The sequence below is a fragment of the Parahalioglobus pacificus genome, from assembly GCF_014652275.1.
Classification (GTDB): domain Bacteria; phylum Pseudomonadota; class Gammaproteobacteria; order Pseudomonadales; family Halieaceae; genus Parahalioglobus; species Parahalioglobus pacificus.
This window is the reverse complement of sequence record NZ_BMYM01000001.1, coordinates 130,590-149,387: the sequence shown is the minus strand read 5'-3', so window position 1 is coordinate 149,387 and position 18,798 is coordinate 130,590. Positions and strand designations below refer to the sequence as shown.

Annotated in this window: 18 protein-coding genes; 12 read left to right on the top strand and 6 right to left on the bottom strand. The window is 54.1% G+C overall.

Features of this window, described 5'->3' with window-relative positions:
• Positions 1-140: 140 nt before the first annotated feature.
• Positions 141-1,247 carry a hypothetical protein gene (locus tag IE089_RS00635; RefSeq protein WP_189474224.1) on the bottom strand — a complete coding sequence of 369 codons (1,107 nt, stop codon included), beginning with the start codon at positions 1,245-1,247 and terminating at the stop codon, positions 141-143.
• Between the two features lie 852 nt (positions 1,248-2,099).
• Between IE089_RS00635 and IE089_RS00630 the strand changes: the two genes are divergently transcribed.
• Both IE089_RS00630 and IE089_RS00625 read left to right on the top strand, forming a co-directional pair.
• Positions 2,100-3,821: a hypothetical protein gene (locus IE089_RS00630; protein WP_189474223.1), complete on the top strand. Its 1,722-nt coding sequence runs from the start codon at positions 2,100-2,102 to the stop codon at positions 3,819-3,821.
• Entirely contained in the window at positions 3,818-5,533 is a 1,716-nt protein-coding gene (locus tag IE089_RS00625; RefSeq protein WP_189474222.1) for a transglycosylase SLT domain-containing protein, read from the top strand. The genes IE089_RS00630 and IE089_RS00625 overlap by 4 nt, the downstream gene beginning before the upstream one ends.
• A gap of 361 nt (positions 5,534-5,894) precedes the next feature.
• Here IE089_RS00625 and IE089_RS00620 read toward each other — a convergent pair whose 3' ends face one another.
• Positions 5,895-6,128, bottom strand: coding sequence for a hypothetical protein (locus IE089_RS00620; RefSeq protein ID WP_189474221.1), 234 nt, complete (start codon positions 6,126-6,128; stop codon positions 5,895-5,897).
• Positions 6,128-6,748 carry an ATP-dependent Clp protease proteolytic subunit gene (locus IE089_RS00615; RefSeq protein ID WP_268247987.1) on the bottom strand — a complete coding sequence of 207 codons (621 nt, stop codon included), beginning with the start codon at positions 6,746-6,748 and terminating at the stop codon, positions 6,128-6,130. The genes IE089_RS00620 and IE089_RS00615 overlap by 1 nt, the downstream gene beginning before the upstream one ends.
• A 238-nt stretch (positions 6,749-6,986) precedes the next feature.
• Between IE089_RS00615 and IE089_RS00610 the strand changes: the two genes are divergently transcribed.
• From IE089_RS00610 to IE089_RS00590, 5 genes are all read left to right on the top strand, one after another.
• A complete protein-coding gene (locus IE089_RS00610; RefSeq protein ID WP_189474219.1) occupies positions 6,987-7,610 on the top strand; it encodes a GIY-YIG nuclease family protein in 624 nt (207 codons plus the stop codon).
• A gap of 47 nt (positions 7,611-7,657) precedes the next feature.
• The gene (locus tag IE089_RS00605; protein WP_189474218.1) at positions 7,658-7,918 is read left to right on the top strand and encodes a hypothetical protein; all 261 of its coding nucleotides are present in this window, start codon (positions 7,658-7,660) and stop codon (positions 7,916-7,918) included.
• A 225-nt stretch (positions 7,919-8,143) separates the two neighbouring features.
• Positions 8,144-8,509: an SgcJ/EcaC family oxidoreductase gene (locus IE089_RS00600; protein ID WP_189474217.1), complete on the top strand. Its 366-nt coding sequence runs from the start codon at positions 8,144-8,146 to the stop codon at positions 8,507-8,509.
• Positions 8,510-8,748: 239 nt separating this feature from the next.
• Entirely contained in the window at positions 8,749-9,711 is a 963-nt protein-coding gene (locus tag IE089_RS00595) for a DUF6268 family outer membrane beta-barrel protein (protein ID WP_189474216.1), read from the top strand.
• Positions 9,712-9,829: 118 nt separating this feature from the next.
• Positions 9,830-12,097, top strand: coding sequence for a TonB-dependent receptor (locus IE089_RS00590; RefSeq protein ID WP_189474215.1), 2,268 nt, complete (start codon positions 9,830-9,832; stop codon positions 12,095-12,097).
• Positions 12,098-12,325: 228 nt separating this feature from the next.
• On the opposite strand, the gene IE089_RS00585 is transcribed toward IE089_RS00590, so the two are convergent.
• Positions 12,326-12,643, bottom strand: coding sequence for an ArsR/SmtB family transcription factor (locus IE089_RS00585; RefSeq protein ID WP_189474213.1), 318 nt, complete (start codon positions 12,641-12,643; stop codon positions 12,326-12,328).
• Between the two features lie 203 nt (positions 12,644-12,846).
• Between IE089_RS00585 and IE089_RS00580 the strand changes: the two genes are divergently transcribed.
• From IE089_RS00580 to IE089_RS00560, 5 genes are all read left to right on the top strand, one after another.
• Positions 12,847-13,224 carry a VOC family protein gene (locus IE089_RS00580; protein ID WP_189474212.1) on the top strand — a complete coding sequence of 126 codons (378 nt, stop codon included), beginning with the start codon at positions 12,847-12,849 and terminating at the stop codon, positions 13,222-13,224.
• A gap of 152 nt (positions 13,225-13,376) precedes the next feature.
• Positions 13,377-13,706 (top strand): winged helix-turn-helix domain-containing protein, encoded by a 330-nt coding sequence (locus IE089_RS00575; RefSeq protein WP_189474211.1) that lies wholly within the window; start codon positions 13,377-13,379, stop codon positions 13,704-13,706.
• 74 nt (positions 13,707-13,780) lie between these two features.
• Positions 13,781-14,479, top strand: a complete 699-nt coding sequence (locus IE089_RS00570; protein ID WP_189474210.1) for a hypothetical protein — start codon at positions 13,781-13,783, stop codon at positions 14,477-14,479.
• A 413-nt stretch (positions 14,480-14,892) separates the two neighbouring features.
• On the top strand, positions 14,893-15,390 hold the full coding sequence (locus IE089_RS00565) for a hypothetical protein (protein WP_189474209.1): 498 nt from the start codon (positions 14,893-14,895) through the stop codon (positions 15,388-15,390).
• Positions 15,391-15,449: 59 nt separating this feature from the next.
• On the top strand, positions 15,450-15,668 hold the full coding sequence (locus IE089_RS00560) for a hypothetical protein (RefSeq protein WP_189474208.1): 219 nt from the start codon (positions 15,450-15,452) through the stop codon (positions 15,666-15,668).
• Between the two features lie 34 nt (positions 15,669-15,702).
• On the opposite strand, the gene IE089_RS00555 is transcribed toward IE089_RS00560, so the two are convergent.
• Both IE089_RS00555 and IE089_RS00550 read right to left on the bottom strand, forming a co-directional pair.
• Positions 15,703-16,083, bottom strand: a complete 381-nt coding sequence (locus IE089_RS00555; RefSeq protein ID WP_189474206.1) for a hypothetical protein — start codon at positions 16,081-16,083, stop codon at positions 15,703-15,705.
• A gap of 210 nt (positions 16,084-16,293) precedes the next feature.
• Complete coding sequence (locus IE089_RS00550; RefSeq protein ID WP_189474205.1) at positions 16,294-18,399, bottom strand: TonB-dependent receptor; 2,106 nt, start codon at positions 18,397-18,399, stop codon at positions 16,294-16,296.
• Positions 18,400-18,798: the final 399 nt, after the last annotated feature.

Below are 18,798 nucleotides of genomic sequence, written 5' to 3'. Positions count from 1 at the left end.
AATCCACGACGCGACGAAAGTCACACTTTCTAAACGAGAGGTCGCTGTGGGCAATTTGTATGGCCCCGTTTGAGATAGAGTCAATATCGCTGATGATGAAAGCTAGAGCCTAAAATTCTCAAGAACCGCGCCTGTCTCAATCAAGATGATTCATAGGCTAGCTTCAGAAGTGCGTAGACTCCCATTTGTTTTACAACATAATTCTGGCTGATAGGGGGTAGATTGCGCTGGACATGCCATTCATCGATCAGTGATCCGTCACTGGACACACCTAATCCGAACTCCCACAAGGAGAGGTAACACCTGCCTGCTTCGCTTGCGTACACTTGCCCCATACCTGCTGATCCATCAAGAGCATATTCCCAGTTGTTGCGTCGCATACAGACGCTACCATCGTCGCTAGGGCGAACTCCCATGCCTGCGAGCAAGTCGATGGCTCTCCCGTCCAATGGAGAATAAACTGCGACCCTAAGCCGCCCATCTTCCCGGGGCTGCAACGCAGCGACTAGCCTCTCTTGCCGCTGCACAGTAACGATGCCTTTTGAGAGATCCACTGGTCCTACCTCTAACCACCAGTCGTCGGTCTGTACCGTCATGATTTCTTGTGCGGGTTGTGTTGTCACAAGTTCTGTCAGGCGACGCATCGCTTCACAGTAAGCGAGCCAATCAACTTCCTCTTCTGAGGTGTAGATTTGCAGCCAGTACAGTAAGTGTGCGAAATCAGCTTCAACGCTCCCAGAAATTATGTCCTGAAAGGACGCCAGTGGAACTGGATAACCAACATCAGGCAAACGATGAGCAGACAGTACGTCTCTATCCCAATGGAACTGCACAAACCCAGTAGTGTCATCTTCATCAGAGTGATGATCGAACGTAACCGAGCTAATTGCTTCTTCCTTAGAACTTTCGATCGATACTCGATGTGAGTCTTGCGCGTGGTCAAGTTTGAAGTGTTGCCTTAGCCACTTTTCGGTGAGGCCATGCAGCAGTATCTGTCGATTCTCGCCTTTTATTCGTCCCAGCAGATAGTGCTTAGAGCGCTCAAAGGTTTCGATAACGTAAGCTTTTTCTCTAACCACAGCCGCGTAATTGGCGGCATTAAGCCGAAGCTCAACTTGACGCTTTCCCCCACCAAAAGGATTCACTGCCACTACTTCTATAAGGCTGCATTGCCGTACGTCGCGACCAAACTCATCGCCAAAGAGCTCCATGGCGTACCAACGGCTGGGTTCGAGGGTAAATCTCATAGGGCTTTGGCCCGCTCGTCCGGCGGACTGACTGGCCTTTGAATACCGTAAAACTTCAGTAGGCGGGCTGTGCGACAGATCGCTTCGCGTAAAAATATCAATGCAAACGTGCCCTCATTCTTAGTCACATCATACATACTTGTCACCGTTGCAAACATGCCTAGCTGTATCCGCGCACATTTATCACCCGCTCGCACAGGTACGATGATAAATTCGGCGTGCCTGAGTGACATCCCGTGAATTCCTTGACGCATTCAATCGATTGATCGTTCGTATTCTCGTGGAACAAAGCAGAGCTCTATTTAGCTTCCGGATATAACGGAGAGTTAGATCGCTTATTCTTCGTGTATTGCGTCCGCATCTCGCAATTGAGTCCCTCCTCAGGCACCAGCGTTTCCAAGTGTTGGTAACGAAAATATATAGCACGATCAGGGAGGTGAGTAGCACAGCACCCCAATCGATCAAACGCCGGTGGCTGCCCTGTTCCAGATCGGCCGGCAGGATGGAAACGAGATAGTTTCAGGCGCCGTTCACAACAACAGACACAGCTGCAGACAGCATCACGTCCAGTAGCTTCTCTCTCAGTGTCTCGCGAAGATATGTATCGATAGACACGCGACGCCCTTCCTCTTATCGATAAGCTCAAGAACTAGTTGAATAGAATATAACTTCACGCATGAGTTCGGCCATTTATTCGTGAGCCTGTTGTTGTGAGCCGCTTGTGTGGCATAGAAGTTGCGGCATTCTCAAAATATGGTCTATGTTGGTTTGAAGGGCATTCGGCACCGGCTCACAAATTCGGGATCGTTTTTTCATGAATGCTGCCTTATCAACAATAAAAGGGGGTTTGTTGTGGATTCGATTTTTCGCCTTGCACGATGTGCCGGTTTTGTTCTGCTCTGTGTGTGTTTTCTTGCAAGCTGCTCCCTGTTTGATCCCTACGTGGATCCGATGGATGTCAGCATGGTTGAAACTATTGCGGCCGATCGCACCCGGGGTGAGTCGGCTGCTACGATCTATCCCTGCGCGCTTGATCCTGGCGATATGCAGGATGCCATGAATTGTGCTCGCGCAGTGGAATCGGCCTATTTCGGCGCGATGGGCGATCAAGCCATGCTGAGCTCCCTCGGCGGCGCGAGCCTGATTGCGCTTACCGCCTACACTGCCGGCATCGCCATCAACGACGGCTCAACAACAAAGGTTACTGACTTTGCCTTAGGCACTGCCGCCTTGGTTGCTATGTCGCAATGGCTCTCTCAACCTCAGCGCGCACAAATCTATGGCCTGGGCGCCAAGGCCTTGCAGTGTGCGGTGGATGTGGCTACGCCGTTCAAGACCGCGGGGGATTTAGCAGGCGTTGAAAGCCACCTGGTGAAGCTGCGCGCTGATATGAACAACACACGCGGAAAATTGAGTGAGTTGAGTGGGCACCTTGATGCTGCAGGTAAGGTTGGAGGTTCTGCGAGCGCTCTGTTACTCGTGCAGTCTACCCGGGAGTTGCTGGAGCGGGCAGAGACCTCGGTGAAAACAGGAACAGCGCTACTTAAAACACACAAGCAAGCGCCGTATGCACTGGTAGCCTCCGTTCACAGTATCAATGCCTCGGTAAACCTTGGCCTCAACTCTACAGTGCAATCATTGGCCACCCTGCCTGGAGCGCTTAGCAGTATGTTGGGCATGTATGGCGGCTTGCTGGAAGACTTTGGTGGCTACGGCTACAGCCCGGCCCCGGAGGATACGCAAGAGGTTATTGAAGCGCAGTCGGCTAAATCGAGAGACGATGCACCCTCCGCCGAGATAGTCGCGAAAACCGACGCTCTTCGCACCGCCGCTACTGAGCTGCAGAACAGCTTGGCGCGGGTTGAAATCGATATCGGCATGCTCACCCCAAAGTTGCCTGAGGAAGCCGCCGAGGAGTGCGGAGTGGATTTAACTGGCGTGAAGCAAGCTATCTCGGTAAATCCAGCGGAACTTACCTTTGGCAGTGAAGACGCTAATGTGCTTTCCGTGCAGATATCCGGCGGTGCGGGCAGCTACATGTACTCCGCGGATGAATCGGCCCTGGGTATTAAACAAGTACCTGCCTTTGGCAGGAGCCTGCAGGTTAAGCCGAAAGCGGGCGCTGCGGGCCGGTATTTGATAACTGTAAGCGATGCCTCTGGTAACAGTGGCGTGGTTCAGGTTGTGGTTGATGCAAAAGCCAAGGGTTCAGGTGGCGATACCACGCCCGGTGCAGAGCAGGCCGAATGCACAGCGAACAAGGCTGGCGGTATGCCGGGGGAAGTGACCCTAGATAAGTGCAAAGGCCGTTTTCCCTCGACTGTAAAGCTCAGCACCGCTGAAGAAGGGCTGTGCACTGACGCCGGCAAGACGCTGATCCTGCAGGTGACGTTGAAAGGCAAGTTGCCTGACGGTGACCAGAAAACGAATTTGTGTAATGACGGTTTCTATGGCCCCAGCACCCGCAAAGCGCTGCTAACGTTTCGCGCCAGTGGCGATGCTCCCAAGCGCAAGCCCGAGACCGATCCAGTCGCCCAGGAAGACATAGACGCGGTGTTGGCGCCGCCAGAATGAAGGCGCGAGACAAACGCCCCATAGCTCAGCTATTGGGGGCGGTCACGCAGGGCGGTGCAGCGAGTACGATATCGAAGAAGCTGCAACCCCAGGCGGCAGAGTTGCAACAGCAATCCCGAACTTGGCTGCGCTACAAGGGTATACAGGGCCTGGGCATTGGCTATAAGCGCTCGGCTAACCGAAATACGGGCGTGCCTTGCCTGAAGGTGTATGTGGCGTCCAAGCGTAGCAAGAGTCGGCTGCGTGATCCGGCACCGGTGGAACTACCCGCCCTGAGTGGTGGTGGGCAGATTCCTGTCGATGTTGAGGAGATCGGCCAGCTTCGATTGCACGCCGGCCCGGTCTATCCCGGCGCCAGCGTCGCCCATAAAACGCGTTCGGCGGGCACCCTGGGTATGGTCGTGCAGCCGCGGGATAATGGGCCAGAGCGTTACCTGTTGAGCTGTCATCACGTGCTTGCCCCGCTGGATCCGGATGATCGCTCTACAGCTATCCGGCATCCTGCGCCCGACGATGGCGGCGCCAGCGATTATTACAACGTGGCTCACTACCTGTATTCCTTCCCATTATTCAACGACGCCGTGGGTTACCCCAATATCGCGGACGCTGCGCTGGCCGAACTGAAACCGGGCATTGACTGGTACAGCGAGTTGCCGATGATTGGCGAGCCGAGTGGTTGGACCGACCAGATTAATGAAGACGGCTTTGTGCTCTTGCACGGCCGCACGTCAGAGCTCGATAGTGGCGTGATCATGGATACCGACTTCTATACCGAATTGGTGCACTCTGGCCCGGGCGGGGCACGCTGGCGCTACCGGTTCGGAGCACAGGTGCTGTGTTCGCCCTATGGCGACCCAGGTGACAGCGGTGCGGCGATTCTGAACGAGCGGCGCCAGGTAATCGGCCTGCACATTGGCGGTTCGAGCCAACGCAGCATCTTCTCGCCGATTCGGCCGATATTCGACTACTTTCAGGTTGACCTGGCCAGTCGCGATGGCGCGCACGGCGCGGCTCCGGCGGCAACGCCGCCGGTGGCGCCTGCGCCAGTGGCAGACGGCACCTACGCAACGGCGGCATTAACGGGCCTGCACAGCGTGTTCGGTTCGGTGCCCTGGCGTTTAACAGCATCAGGCCTCGAAGTGGAGGGCGCAGTGAACGGTACTCCCGGCGCACTGCAGACCGTTCCAAGGGTGTGGCAGCAGTTCGGGCCCGCTATCCGGCAGGCGGCACGGGAGTTTTCGGTGCCGGCGGAGCTGATTATCGCCTGCCTCTGCACGGAGTCCGGTGGCAATCCGGCGGCCACCCGCGAGGAGCCAGGCTACGTGAACGACCGGGAGACACCGTCTCGGGTATCGGCGGGCATGTTGCAAACCCTGATCAGCACGGCGCGCGAGGCGCTGGGTGATACCGCCATTGATCGATCCTGGCTGCTACAGCCGCAGAATTCTATCCGGGCCGGCACGGCCTACATCAAGCGGCAGCAGTTTATTACCCGCTATGATCCTCCCAAAGTGGCCTGCGCCTATAATGCGGGGGGGGTCTATGAAAACCGCGGCATCAATAATCGCTGGAAGATGCGCCAGTATCCCATCGGCAGCGGTAAGCACGCGGATCGCTTCATAATGTGGTTCAACGATGTATTCCGCTACTTCGCGCAGCTACCGGCCTCATCGATTCCGGCGGATTCGTTTTTCGCTGAGATGAATTTGTAGGACAGGTTTTGCACGGTCTGGTCCACGTTGGCGGCCACTGTCAGACTACTCTTTCGCCTGGTTTACCTCGTAGCCGCTTTTCACCAGCCGGCGATTCTTGCGGGCGATTTGGGCTTCATCAAAGGCGTGATAATATTTTTAGAAGTTGAGTTTCCTTTTACAAAACGTAATCGGTTTAAATTGATCCCACGACTTATACGAGTCAAATCGGGGGAAAAATTTCCTCCTACTTAGACCAACAACTTCGGGCCCAAAAAAAGCCCCACACTTGATACTGTAAGGCATTTTTATTAGATATAAATTCCAGCACCCCCTGCATTCTAGAGGCGATCAAAATACTTTTGCGCGAATTAACGTACCGTTATTTTTGAGCATTCATAATGTTCTCGGCGACGTTACCCAATACGGCGGAGAAGTCGCCCGACGCGTGGCTAAACGCGGCTGAGATCGCTTGCATGGGTGCCAGAGTGGCTATACCCATGCCGTTTTGTGTGAGCGATGCTTTCGCCATCTCGAGCAAAGTCGACTGCTGATAGGGGTTTGTCCTATCTTGCAGTGCGGCAACGCCCGCGCGCGCCTGTAGGGCGTCTTGCATTACATCGCGAACAATCGCGCCGTTACCGGCATGAATAGCGTGGCTGGGAGGGGCTGAGGGGCTGAGGGGCTGAGGGGCTGAGGGGCTGAGGGGCTGAGGGGCTGAGGGGCTGAGGGGCTGAGGGGCTGAGGGGCTGAGGGGGCACAGTTTTTGCCAATTGCGTCCAAAATAAAATCTCCGGCCTGTTCAGGCGTCAGTTTGTAAATTTCGCCACTCGCGATAAGCGGGGCTACATATTCGTTGTCCGCGAAGTCGCCGACGAGCAGGTCGATCTCCTCACGGTGCTTTTTCGCGGCTAGCACAGCTTCGACTTGTTTCGCCTCCGCTGTCGGCTCGATCTTCCGGATCAGTTTTTTGGCTTTGGCAGGGAGAGCGGCGTAAACGTCGAACATTGCCGGGTTTAGGGTCGCCGCCATTTTGACCGGCTCGGCCAACTTATCGGCGAATCCCTTTTGGACGCACTCAGGCCCATCCATCCACGTTTCGGCGGATAGCAAGGCGGTTACCTCCTCAAGAGAGAGCCCGGTTTTCTTCATATAGATATTGGCGAGCGCATTACCGGCCTGATCCAGCAAGTCGGCATAGTCGCGCATATCTTCGGCGGTTCCGACCGCCCCGATTCAACTGGATACCTAAAGATACCCCCTTCGATCAGGTGGCGTTTCTGGTGTTTTCACCGGACTATGAGCTGGAGCACCCCGTTGTTGTGCCTCGGGAGCAGATACCCCGCGTGTGCGAATACGAAGAGCGGCGAGAGCGGTATGTCCCGACTTTCCAGAAGGTAGTCGAGCGGGGGTCAGTAACGGCATACTTGGAGCGAGCCAGGGCGATATGGATGTAGCCCACGAGGAGTCTGTGATGGAAAGTAATGAGATAGTCTACGTTTTGAGCAATGCGGCTATGCCCGGCATCCTCAAGATTGGGAGAACCACCCAGAAGGGCGTCGAGGATCGGATGAGCCAGCTCTACAGCACCGGCGTTCCCCTCCCCTTCGACTGCGAATACGCAGCCATGGTGGACGACTGCCAGAAGGTGGAGTCAGCGCTCCACACTGCATTCGGCCCCTATCGAATCAATCCCAAACGGGAGTTCTTCGAGATCGAAGCCGAGCAGGCTATCGCCGTCCTAAAACTCCTGAAGCTTGAGGACGTTACCCCTGAGATCGCGGCAGATCTGAACAAGGGTGTAACCTCGTCTGAAAAGGCTTCGGCGGAGAAGGTCAAGAAACAACGTCGTCCGAGGATGGACTTCCACGAGATGGGGATACCTGACGGCAGCACGCTCAACTTTGAGGACAACGTATCTACCGTAGAGGTTTGTAGTAATCGCAACGTACTCCATGAGGGCGAGGTCACTAACCTGACGGCAGTTACGCGAAAGCTCCTCAACAACGACTACGATGTGAGACCTGGGCCTCGCTGGTCATTCAACGGGGAGCTGCTCACTGAGGTCTATCAGGCGACTTATGGGGATGAGGACTGATTCCTGAGCCTAAAGATACACAAGACAAACGGATTCAAGGAGAGAAGGTGCTTTTTTATTCACTGGGCGAGTTCAGTATTGAGCTAGAACTGGACACCATCATGAACTACTCGGAATTCGTTGATGAAGCTATCAATAGATCCATGCGAAGACTCGACAATCTCGAAAAGCAAGCGAAGAAAGATGAGGACATCGATGAATTAGACCGAATAATGGATCAAAGAGCAGAACTTGTTGCAGACGTCTCGGCCATGGCTACACGGGAACGCCCACGAAACCCTTTCACTGGCGCAATCGTCCTGCACTGACATTTGGCGCAATGGCATAACCACCGCGCGCGGGTTTCCCAGCGCATTATTTATAGATGCGCTTGGTACATGTGCAAACCCTGCCGTTCCTAAGTAGGCATTGGTCGCCATTAGCGTCCAAATCTACCGGTACCAACGGTGGGCGCACCTGCATTACAATATTGAGAAATTCTTTGCAGCCTCGCTTTGCAGACTCATTAGCGCAAACACACAGAAGGAAAGTTCATGAGCGAACCTGAAATCCTTTCTCTTTTCACTGACTGGAACGATGCACTTCAAACAGGGGACCCGGCACTCGTCACGGCACTGTATGAGAACGGGGGCATCTTGCTCCCTACTGTATCCAACGAAGTCCGGCACAATCACGCGGAAATTGAGGACTACTTCAAGATGTTTTGCGCCAAAGGTCCACATGGCGTGATCGATGAATCTAATGTTCGCCTTTTCGGTGACTTAGCCATCAACTCGGGTGTCTACACCTTTTCTTTCAACGACGGCTCTTCCGTTCAGGCCCGCTTCACGTTCGTATACCGTTGCCATGGTGGAGACTGGAAAATCGTCGAGCATCATTCTTCAATGATGCCTGAGTGAGCACCCGCCTGTGATATGACTGCGGCTCACCCCTCAGATCAATCACGCTGCGCTCATTGCTTGCCCAGAACGGAATCAAAGTCGAGTCACATCGCAGGTATCGCCTGCATACAGCGTTGCGAAGATAACAATGCCCCCCCGTAAAACAATCGTGTATGGTCACGACTTTCTGTCGCAGACATAGAGATATCTCCGACGGTCAGCCTACATTACTGGGGGACGGAGTAGACTAGGGCAACATGAACGCATCACGAGAACTTCCTGGTCTGACCCATATTCTGTGTTGCTGGACTCTTTTAAGCGCGCCAGCCGAGGCCGAGTCTTTTTTCGCGACGACCGCCAGTGCTTTCAAAAGCAGTAACATCGAGTTTCAGCGCACCAAGACTAATGCGCCCTTCTTGCCCCTCGCGTTCGCCGACTCTACTCACTACGGCGATGTGGAGGTCACCACCGAGACCGGCGAGAATATCGAATACGATGTGCACCAGTTTTCTGCAATGGGCGTGCTGCCGATATTGTTAGGCGAGAACGACGCGCTGTTTGGTGGGCTCTATGCGAGTCAGTCAGCGTTTGATTTTGCCGATGATGCGGCCGACGACTTTGACGTGCTGTCTGTCGGCGTCCCGATAGGCTGGCTACATCAGACCTCAGAGAACTGGCAGGCAGCAGCATTTCTCATGCCCCTCGGTCACAAAGCTGACAGTGACAACGCCGACTGGAGCTGGCAATACCTGGGCGGCGCCTTTGCGCGCTATATCCAGAGCGATGAACTGTGGTGGGCCTTCGGTGCCTACATGGATGTCGGAAGCGGCGACGACCTTTTCCTGCCTTACTTGGGTGCCTCATGGGCAATCAACGAGGCGTGGACGCTGAGTGCGATCATGCCTTGGCCAGCCCTCATCTATTCCCCTTCAAAGCAGTGGATGATGCGCCTAGGCGCTGCACCATCCGGTGCCTCATGGGCGCTGGATACCAGTGATGACACAGTCTCACTGGATATCGATGCATGGGATTTCGGGCTGGGTGTGGAATACCGCTTCGCCGGGGACTTCTGGGTGAGTGCGGAAGTAGGTGTCAGTGGTTTGCGGGGCCTGAGCTATACGGATGGCTCACTGGAGCAGCCTGACCTCGAGTTCTCCAGCAACAGCTACGTTTCTTTTTCGGTAAAGTTCAGGCCGTCCGGAGCAAATACAGGGCGATAGAGCCTCGATTTTGTGTGAGGAGACGCCCCTAACGCCGCAACTTATGTTAACCTTTACCTAATTTATGAGTTAACAACGGCAACGCGCGTTGCCCTCCGCAAGAGAAGTACACCTCAACATGAAATCCCCATTATCTCGACGTCGACACCTCTCGACAGCCACTCTGTGCCTGCTAGCCACTGCCGGCGGCGCAGCGAACATCGCCACTGCCCAAACCATGGAAGAGGTGGTCGTCACCGCAAACCACCGGGAGCAACCAGCAGCAGAGATTCCCTTGTCGCTGCAGGTACTGGCTTTCGATGAAATTGCCGCCAGCGCTGCGCTTAACGGTGCCGAAGACATTACGGAATACTTAAACGGTGTTCAGACAGCCGTCGCCAACGGCACGCAAGTGGTTTTCCAAATTCGCGGCATAGGCGCCGTTGACCACCAGGCGCTGACGCCAGGATCAGCCGCCGTCTATTCGGACGGCGTTTTCCTCGCCACCAACGTACAAACCAGCGCCCTACTCTACGATCTGGATCGCGTCGAAGTACTGAAGGGGCCACAGGGGACTCTGTACGGCAGAAACGCATCCTCCGGTGCAATTAACTTCATGAGTGCTCGCCCTGGCCCGGATCAGCAGAACTACCTCTATGCCAGTGCCGCCAAGGACGGCCGATTCGATCTGCGTGCGGCCATCGGCGGCGCAGCGGGCGAAGCTACTCACTACCGGATTGCCGCCCGCAGCCTACAACAAGATGCTGCGCTAGATAACGTCGTGAGCAGCGAACTGTTTCCAACCGCCCCGTCCGAGTCCGCCGGCGAACTGGATGAGTTCGGATTAAGAGCGGCAATCGGCGCTGAGTTCAAAAACAGCACACTGCTGCTTCGCGCGCACTACGAAGAAGATAACGGCATCAACACCAGTCCACGCAACAGCAGCTTAGCGCTGAAGGACTTCGAGCTATCTGTGGCAGGTGATGGTCAACAAACAACCGATAACGAGTTCTTCGGCCTGGCAGCAGAATGGGAGGGCAGCTGGAACGCCTGGCAGCTGACGTCGATCACGGCCGTCGAGGGCTACAACCAGCAATACGGCTTTGATTTCGACGGCACGCCGGCACCCTTCGACGATCCCACGCTGAACGCCAATCTCTCCTACGATCGTGACTACCTGCAGTTCAGCCAGGAGTTCCGGGCACAGAACACCTATGACTGGGGCAGAGCACTCGTTGGGTTGGCACTCAGCTACGACGATTTCGAGCAGACCTACACCATCTGGTGTGGCAAACAGGACCCTGACACGCTCTTGGGAACCTGCCCCTATGTGGGTGCGCCGGGGCGCACCGGATCAAACCCCGCTTCGGATACCGCTGCCAGCACGCTGATTACAGACATCGATCAAACCCGCGAAACAGCCGCCATTTTCTCTCGTAATACGGTGGAGCTAAACAGCCAGTGGGAGTTAACACTGGGGGCCCGGCTTGCCTACGAGCGCATCGAAGGTGAAGGCAACGGTCGGCATATTTTTGAGGACGGTGTGGTTGCCTTTAACAACCGCGGTGATGTGGGACCGGCCATCGGATCGAATAGCATCAATGACCTGCGCTTCAGCGGCGACCTGGCCCTGCAATACGCAACCAATGCCGGCATGGCCTACGCATCATTGGCCCAGAGCTTTAAGTCGGGTGGTTTCAATGGCGAAGTTGCCAACAATGCGCTGCACTATTCCGATGAGGGTCTATTCGATACAGAAACCGTTACCGCCCTGGAGCTGGGCTTCAAGTCCGTTGACGTGGGCGGTTTTAATTGGACCGCCGCACTGTTCTACCAATACTACGATGCACCGCAGGCGAGGATATTCGTAGATTTCGAATTGCCCGATGGCTCCAACATTGTCTCCAACTCGCTATCCAACCTGGATACCGCCTACAGCTATGGGCTGGAAAGCACCGTGCAGTGGCAGGCCACTGAACAGTTGCGCTTCAATGGTGGAATCACACTTCTGGACACGGAGATCGATCAGAGCAGCGACCTCGCGGGCAACGCAGCGCTGTTTGACGGGAACTCGCTCCCCTTCGCGTCTGATGTATCGGCAACACTTTCAGCAGACTACGCCTGGCAAGTTGCCACTGGCTACGCTGGCAATCTGAGGATGAGCGCAAAATACCGCAGTGACTTCTATCTGGATGCGGAGGGTCTCGAAGAGCGGGAACAGAGCGGATACACCACCGTGTCAGCAGAAGCGACACTGCGAACGCCCCTGAATGGGCTAGAGCTATCCGTATTTGGCCGTAATCTTTTGGACGAAGATTATGCTGTTTCCGGTTTCGGCTTTATCGGGTACAACACGTTTCGCTCGAACCCTCGCACCTTGGGTGTAGGCGCAACGTACGAGTTTTAACGCATCTGGGCGCACACAGTTAACGTTTCGAGACTCATGCGGGCTGGGTAACCATAGGCTGATACCTTGTGAGAACGTCTATGGAGATCATCGTTACTCACGCCACAAAAAAAGCCCGCTTCTCAGCGGGCTTTTTCGTTTCCTAGCAGCAACAGCTCTGGCTGCAGCATTCACAAGACTTCTCTTTGCAACAGCTACCACCGCTGCATACACACTCACATTTGTCGCTCATAGCTCTGTCTCCTTCGACAATTCGGTACCGGCACCCTCGATGCGATCGGCCAGTGCCCTTAGTTTGTGAGCTACTTCCTCGCGGTTAAGCGAGTAGATACGCTCACGACCCTGCTTCTCCATTTCAACAACACCCTCCTGAGCCAGTACTCGCAGATGACGCGATGCCACGGAGGCATCCACGCTGCAGCAGGAGCACAGACACATGGCATTGCGGGGCGCCTTGCACTCGCACAGCTCGTAAACCAAGGAGAGCCGGTTGAACTCTCCTAACGCCTTGAGCAGATCCGCCAGTTCTTGAGTTGTCGTTGCCATGGGCGGCAATATTTGCATAGTTGTGCAACTATGTCAAAGAAAACATCCCAACTTATGACGGAACATCGCTTTACTAATGCATCGCCGCGTAACTACGTGAGCTCACCCTACCCACACCCGCCGCCACTCACACGTGTAACACACTGGCACAACCCCGAAGTTATGCTGTGATCAGTACAACCTGAACAAGAGGAGCAATCATCATGGCACGACTGGGATACGTTACGCTGGGCACCAATGAGCTGGAAAAGGCGGCAGCTTTCTATGATGAGCTGCTGGGCACACTGGGGCATACCCGCATCTTTCAAGACGAAAACGGTTTTATCGCCTGGGGCATCTCACTGGAAGAGCCAGCACTCGCGATCACCCCGCCGTTCAACGGCGAGCCCGCCACCGTGGGTAATGGCGTAATGGCGGCTATGAATATGGAGTCACGAGAGCAGGTCGATGCCTTCTATGCCAAAGCTATCGAGCTGGGCGCAACCTGCGAAGGCGGCCCGGGACTGCGCATAGAGGGTTTCTATGCGGCATACTTCCGCGACCCCGAAGGCAACAAACTCAACGCCTTTATCTTCGAGTAGTACTTTGCGCCGGTATAGATAACAGGATCGAAACCCTCGACTCACCCCATGTCAACAGACCCGGACTGCAGGCGAAATTTGCCTGCTACATAAACCGCTTTTAGTGGCAGTATAACCACCTTTAGAGGTTTATAAAGGACAGGGAGAACAGCGTGCTCGAAGCAGTAGTTGGTTCAGAGGGAGCCGAAAGGGTGCTGTTGTTTTTGGTGGCCAGAGGTGAGGGCTACGCACTGGACATTGCAAAAACATTTCAGATGAATGTTAGTAATGTGCAGAAGCACCTCGAGCGCATGGAGAGAGACGGTCTTCTCGTTAGCAACATGGTCGGCCGTACTCGGGTTTTTGCTTTCAATGAACGCTACGCGTTTAAAGTTGAAGTCATAGCATTACTCACCAAAGCGCTAGACCTCGCCCCAAAGGAAATACGTGAAACCCTAATCCTCAATCGCCGTAGACCTCGCCGCAAAGGCAAACCCTTGTGACGGAAATCAATGCGCTAAGCCGTGCTGAACTGGCCGCATTGATTGCATAAGCTCTTCTAGACGCTGGCATTGATGTGGTTCTGGTCGGCGGGTCTTGTGTTTGTCTTTATACGAACGAACGTTTCGGCTCGCTGGACCTCGACTTCATCGACCTGACTTACGCCAGGAAGAGCAAGATCGCATCAGCTCTCAACAGCATTGGTTTCGTTGCCAAGGCATCCAGCCGATATTTCGAGAGGGAGGGCTGTCGTTGGTCACTGGAGTTTCCATCTGCACCATTGGCGATTTGCAAAGAGCAGATCACCACGGAGCGCACGCGGGAGTTTAAGACTGCGCTAGGCCCCGTGCGCCTACTTAGCCCGACTGATTGTGTGAAGGATCGTCTACTGTGGTGGTCTTTGGAGGCAGACGCTCAATGCCGAGAGCTGACGCTGGAAGTGGCCAAACGTAACACCATCGACTGGAAAGACTTGCAAACATGGCATAACAAGGAAGGCTATGCAGACCGCTACAGTGCATTTCAACGTGATGCCGGGGCACTCGAGAACTTATTTTTCTTAGTTATAGCCTCAGGGTTGAGTAGCGACTGCAACGTGTACCATCAATATCTGTCTGGATACATCGATACAGCCCGCGGAAACCCAAAAAAGCAAAATTCTTACCTATACTCAAGTCATTACCTAGCTAGCTCCATAGTTCAAGTGGAGCTGAAATCGTTTACTAAAGGTGAAGCCTTTAACTGCCGTTTCTACCATCGCGCAACATCACTGTAAGACGCACATCCAGAAGGGAGACGAGTAGTTGTTGAGTAATTTAGATTTGATCCAGCAACAGGTATGGATCATTTACGCGCTCGCCGAGCTTGGGTGAGATCATGGATGAGAGTGGCGTTTACTGTGGCGCCGCGAATGGAGTCGCAATTATGAGATGTTTAACACAAACAGAGATCGATCAAGTCGGTGGGGGCAATCCGCTTGCACAGGCTTTAGGACTAATGATCGTGGGAGGCGTTGTTTACGATGGTTTCAAGCTGATCGCGTCAGCCGCAATGGCTGGGGATGGATTACCATATAGCTCCGGAGGGCAAATGAATAGGGAGAGGCGCATTGCACCACATCGCCCGTGAACGGAAGTTGAGGCGCAGTCGGGGCGGAAATTGCCCCGGCTGCTTCCCACCAACTTACAAATGCTAGCCCTGATTGAGTTTTTTGCCAAACCCAAGGCCCAGAGCTACCAGCAGTGCATGCTCTCGGGAATATGGCTTGGTGTAGCGATCTCCGCAATAGCCACGCTGCTGGCTCTCATTTGCTTCGGCTTTTCGCAACTCGTATCTGATCGCGTGGCCGCCCCAACAGAAGCTGTCACCTTAAGCCTGATTGATATTGCCGGCTACATCCTTGCTGCGCCAGTGATTGAGACACTGCTGCTTACCGCGTGCCTCGGAGCAATAGAGAGACTAGGCCGAAGCGTGCAAATAGCGTGCATTGTAATGGCAGCCTTGGCGGCTACCCTCCATTCACTGATGGATCCTCTGCGGTTCTTGCCTATGTTCTCGAGCTTTTACTTGTTCTCGTTGAACTACTTCACATGGCGCAATGGATTAAAGTACGGCGGATTTTTAGCCGCACTCGTCCCACACATAGTACTTAATGCCGTGGCGATGACATTAGTGACGTTCAGTTAGTCGAAAGAACATTCCCAGATCACCGTTCACTCACTTACATCCGTCACATAGGAGCCGGGATGCAGACCAAAAAACCACAAAGGCCTACTGTCCACACGGCACTCACCATTGCTGCGTATATTGCAATGGCTGTTGTGATCAACCTGATTATCGAGTGGGCATTTGATCCACGCCCGGTTTCCGCGGAGGGTATTTTTGTGGCTGCGGCAGTGATGTCTGTTTTCGCCATTGTGCGTCAGTTACGGAGTGGTAAAGCAAACTCGTCCGATAACAGCTAGTTGGTGATTACTCTACCTTCACCTGGCAAACCGGTCAGGGTTTTTCATCAGCCTCTGCTTGGGGAAAGGCGATCACACCTTGGCGTTCAGCGGCTTCTCGCTTTGCCTCAAGCGCACTCTCACGGGCTGAGCGATAATTGCTTTCGCCCTCGTAGACAGCCTGGCGCTTAACCTTTTTGCGCTCAACCAAGTGTGCGTCGTACTCGCCGAAGCGATCGTTATCGCGCTCGACAATTGCACGGGCGCTACTCTCTGCGGATCCAGTGAAGAGCCGAAACAACACATAGCACAGCAGCACGCCCCAGAAACCGAAGAACATTTGATAATCGATAAACAGAAAAGGAAGGCTGCAGGACGCCGCCAACAGAATCTGCACGGTCAAAACATCGCGCAAAGTCGTTGTGAGTCTACTCATCGGTAATTCTGCTCCGCAGGATATCCATGTCCAACTGAGTGGTGAATATCCTCAGATCAGCAAAGAGAGTCAATGGCGTGCCGAAAAAGCCAGTAACGCTATTGCTTTGTCTCAAGAACGATAAGTTCAAAGCAAACCCCATCTACTTTTTCCTGACCCAAAAAAAACCGCAGGTCGAAGCCTGCGGTTTCCAGGTTTGCTGATGCTGGTCTAGAAGCGCCCGATCAAGGAAATACGAGCATTCAGAGGTGCGCCCACTGTTACCTGGTGCGTGCTGTGGGAGTTCGGGTAGTAATCTTCATCGAAGAGGTTTTCTACGTTCAATTGCACACGCATTTTATCACTTAAGTCGTAGTAAGCGGCTGCATCCACCCGGGTATAGCTGGGCAGGTAGGCATCGCTGCCGTCCTTGATCAGAGACTCATCCTGATAAGTTGCCCCCAAGCCCAGTCCCATACGAGACGACAGCTGGTAGTTACCCCAGATAGATGCCATGTTCTGCGGCAACTCTCGAGGCTCTTTGCCATCGCCGGTGTCACCGTCCAAGTAGCTGTAGCCGCCGCGGAATGAGAAGTTATCGCCAATCTGGCCTTCCAGTTGCACCTCGAAACCGTCGACTTCAAGGCCACGGATTTCAAACGACTCACCGGTGTCATTGTCACGATCTGAACGCGTCTGCTCGTTCTGGAAGTAAGCTGCTGTGAGTCGAATGCCATTGGCGAAGTCCCACTTCAGGCCCACTTCGCGATTTTCAAACTCATCCGGAGCCAGATCATCCGCATCACCGTTAATGTTCGCGTACTGCTCACCGCTGCGCGGCAAGAAGGTTTCGCTGTAGCTGGCGTAGAGCGAGATGTTCTCTGCGGGCTTGTAGATCACGCCCGCCCGCGGTGATACTTCTTCATCTTTGCGGCTGCGACGCTCGTCGGCCACCACATTGAACACATCGATATCGAAGCTATCGTAGCGAGCACCGAGCACCAAATCGAAGCGCTCAGACAACGCGATTTCGTCCTGAATAAAAAGGGACTGAGTCTCGAGATCTACACGGGTGTCGTCGTTGATGTCGACGGTGTAGTTGTTGGTCGTCACTTCACCAAACGCGTTTACGCCCACACCATTGCGCAGATTCAGCGGACGCTCAATATTGAAGATTTCGTTATCGTCCTCCGTTGTATCCCAGAATGCATTGAAGCGATCTTGATCGGAAGATGTATCGATGTACTCGATCCCGGTGACCACCGTATGCTCAATGCTGCCTGTGGCAAACTGACCAACCAGGTTAGCCGCCAAAATCAGGTTTTCACGCTGGGTGGTATCCACGTAGCCATCGAGGGTGACCTGATCAGGTGTGTTTACCTCGTCATAACCGGAGGCATAAAAGTTTTCATACAGCTTGTCGTAATCGCCATAAAAGGCACTGACGTTACCCTTCAACGAATCTGAGAAATCATGTTGCAGGATGGCACGGACCAAATGCGCCTCCAGCTCTGTATTGTTCAGTTTGGGGTCACCGAAAACGATTTTGTCGAAGTCATCGACGGGCTTGCCGTCCGCCCCGGTGGGAATTCCGCGGTCAATAAATCGTTGATTGTCGATGTACTCATAGGACAGGTCCAATACCGTCTCATCGCCCAGGCTCATCTTGAGGGTAGGGTTGATACCGACACGCTCACCGTCATAAAAATCGCGGTGATTTTCCAGCTCCTCGTAGTACGCGTTGAGGCGAAAGGCCACATCATCATTGATCGCGAGGTTGCCATCGAACTGCAAGTTATAGCCACCGAATGAATCAACACCGGCCTGATAACCCACGAAGGTCTCCCCCAGCGCACCTTTCTTGGTGACCCGGTTGAGGATACCGCCAGTACCGCCTCGACCGAACAGAAGCGCATTCGGGCCCCTCAGAATTTCCACCTGCTCGAGGTTATACAGGGAACGGTAGTACTGAACATCATCCCGATTGCCATCGATAAAGAAATCTGCCGTTGAGCGGATGCCGCGAAAGACAACGGAATCCCTGTGGCCCTCGCCTTGTGAGTTATTCACACCCGGCGTGTAGTTAATGATGTCACCCACGCCGGTAAAGCCCTGCTTGATGATGTCATCGGCCGTCACAATCGAGAGGCTCTGAGGCACGTCAAGGATAGGAGTGGGCGATTTCAAGGCGTTGATGGTGTCACTGTAGAGGTACTGACCGCGAACAATCACCTCCTCCTGACCATTGGCATCCTGCGCCGCCGTTTGAGCGGAAACAACAGAAAGAGACAGGGCTACAGCAGCAGTGACGGCGGTAAATATGGGTTTGCGGGACATAGCGAGGGTTCCAAAATCGTGTAATGGGGGTAATTTTTCGGGAATGATATTGCAAATGAGAATGAATATCAAGTGCATCAAAGCCGAAAACAACGCATTACCTGATCGGAACAACCTCAAGGGAAAAACCGGCCCTCAGACTTGTGCGCTCAATTTAACTTCGGGCTGGCGCACTCCCGCTTTTATCCAGCGAGCTCCACAGCTGCGTACACGTTTTATCTATACACGCCCTGATACACCCTCTCGCCCATAAGGCCTTTAGGTCAATGAATAGCTCTATCGAGTGTCAGAGTCGCTGCGCTCCTTTAAAAAAACACCATTGAGGCGGTCATGAACGCGGTAGCAAGAAACTCTGGATGGCGTATCTAGCACTGAAAAACACCCACATGCTCGGCGAGC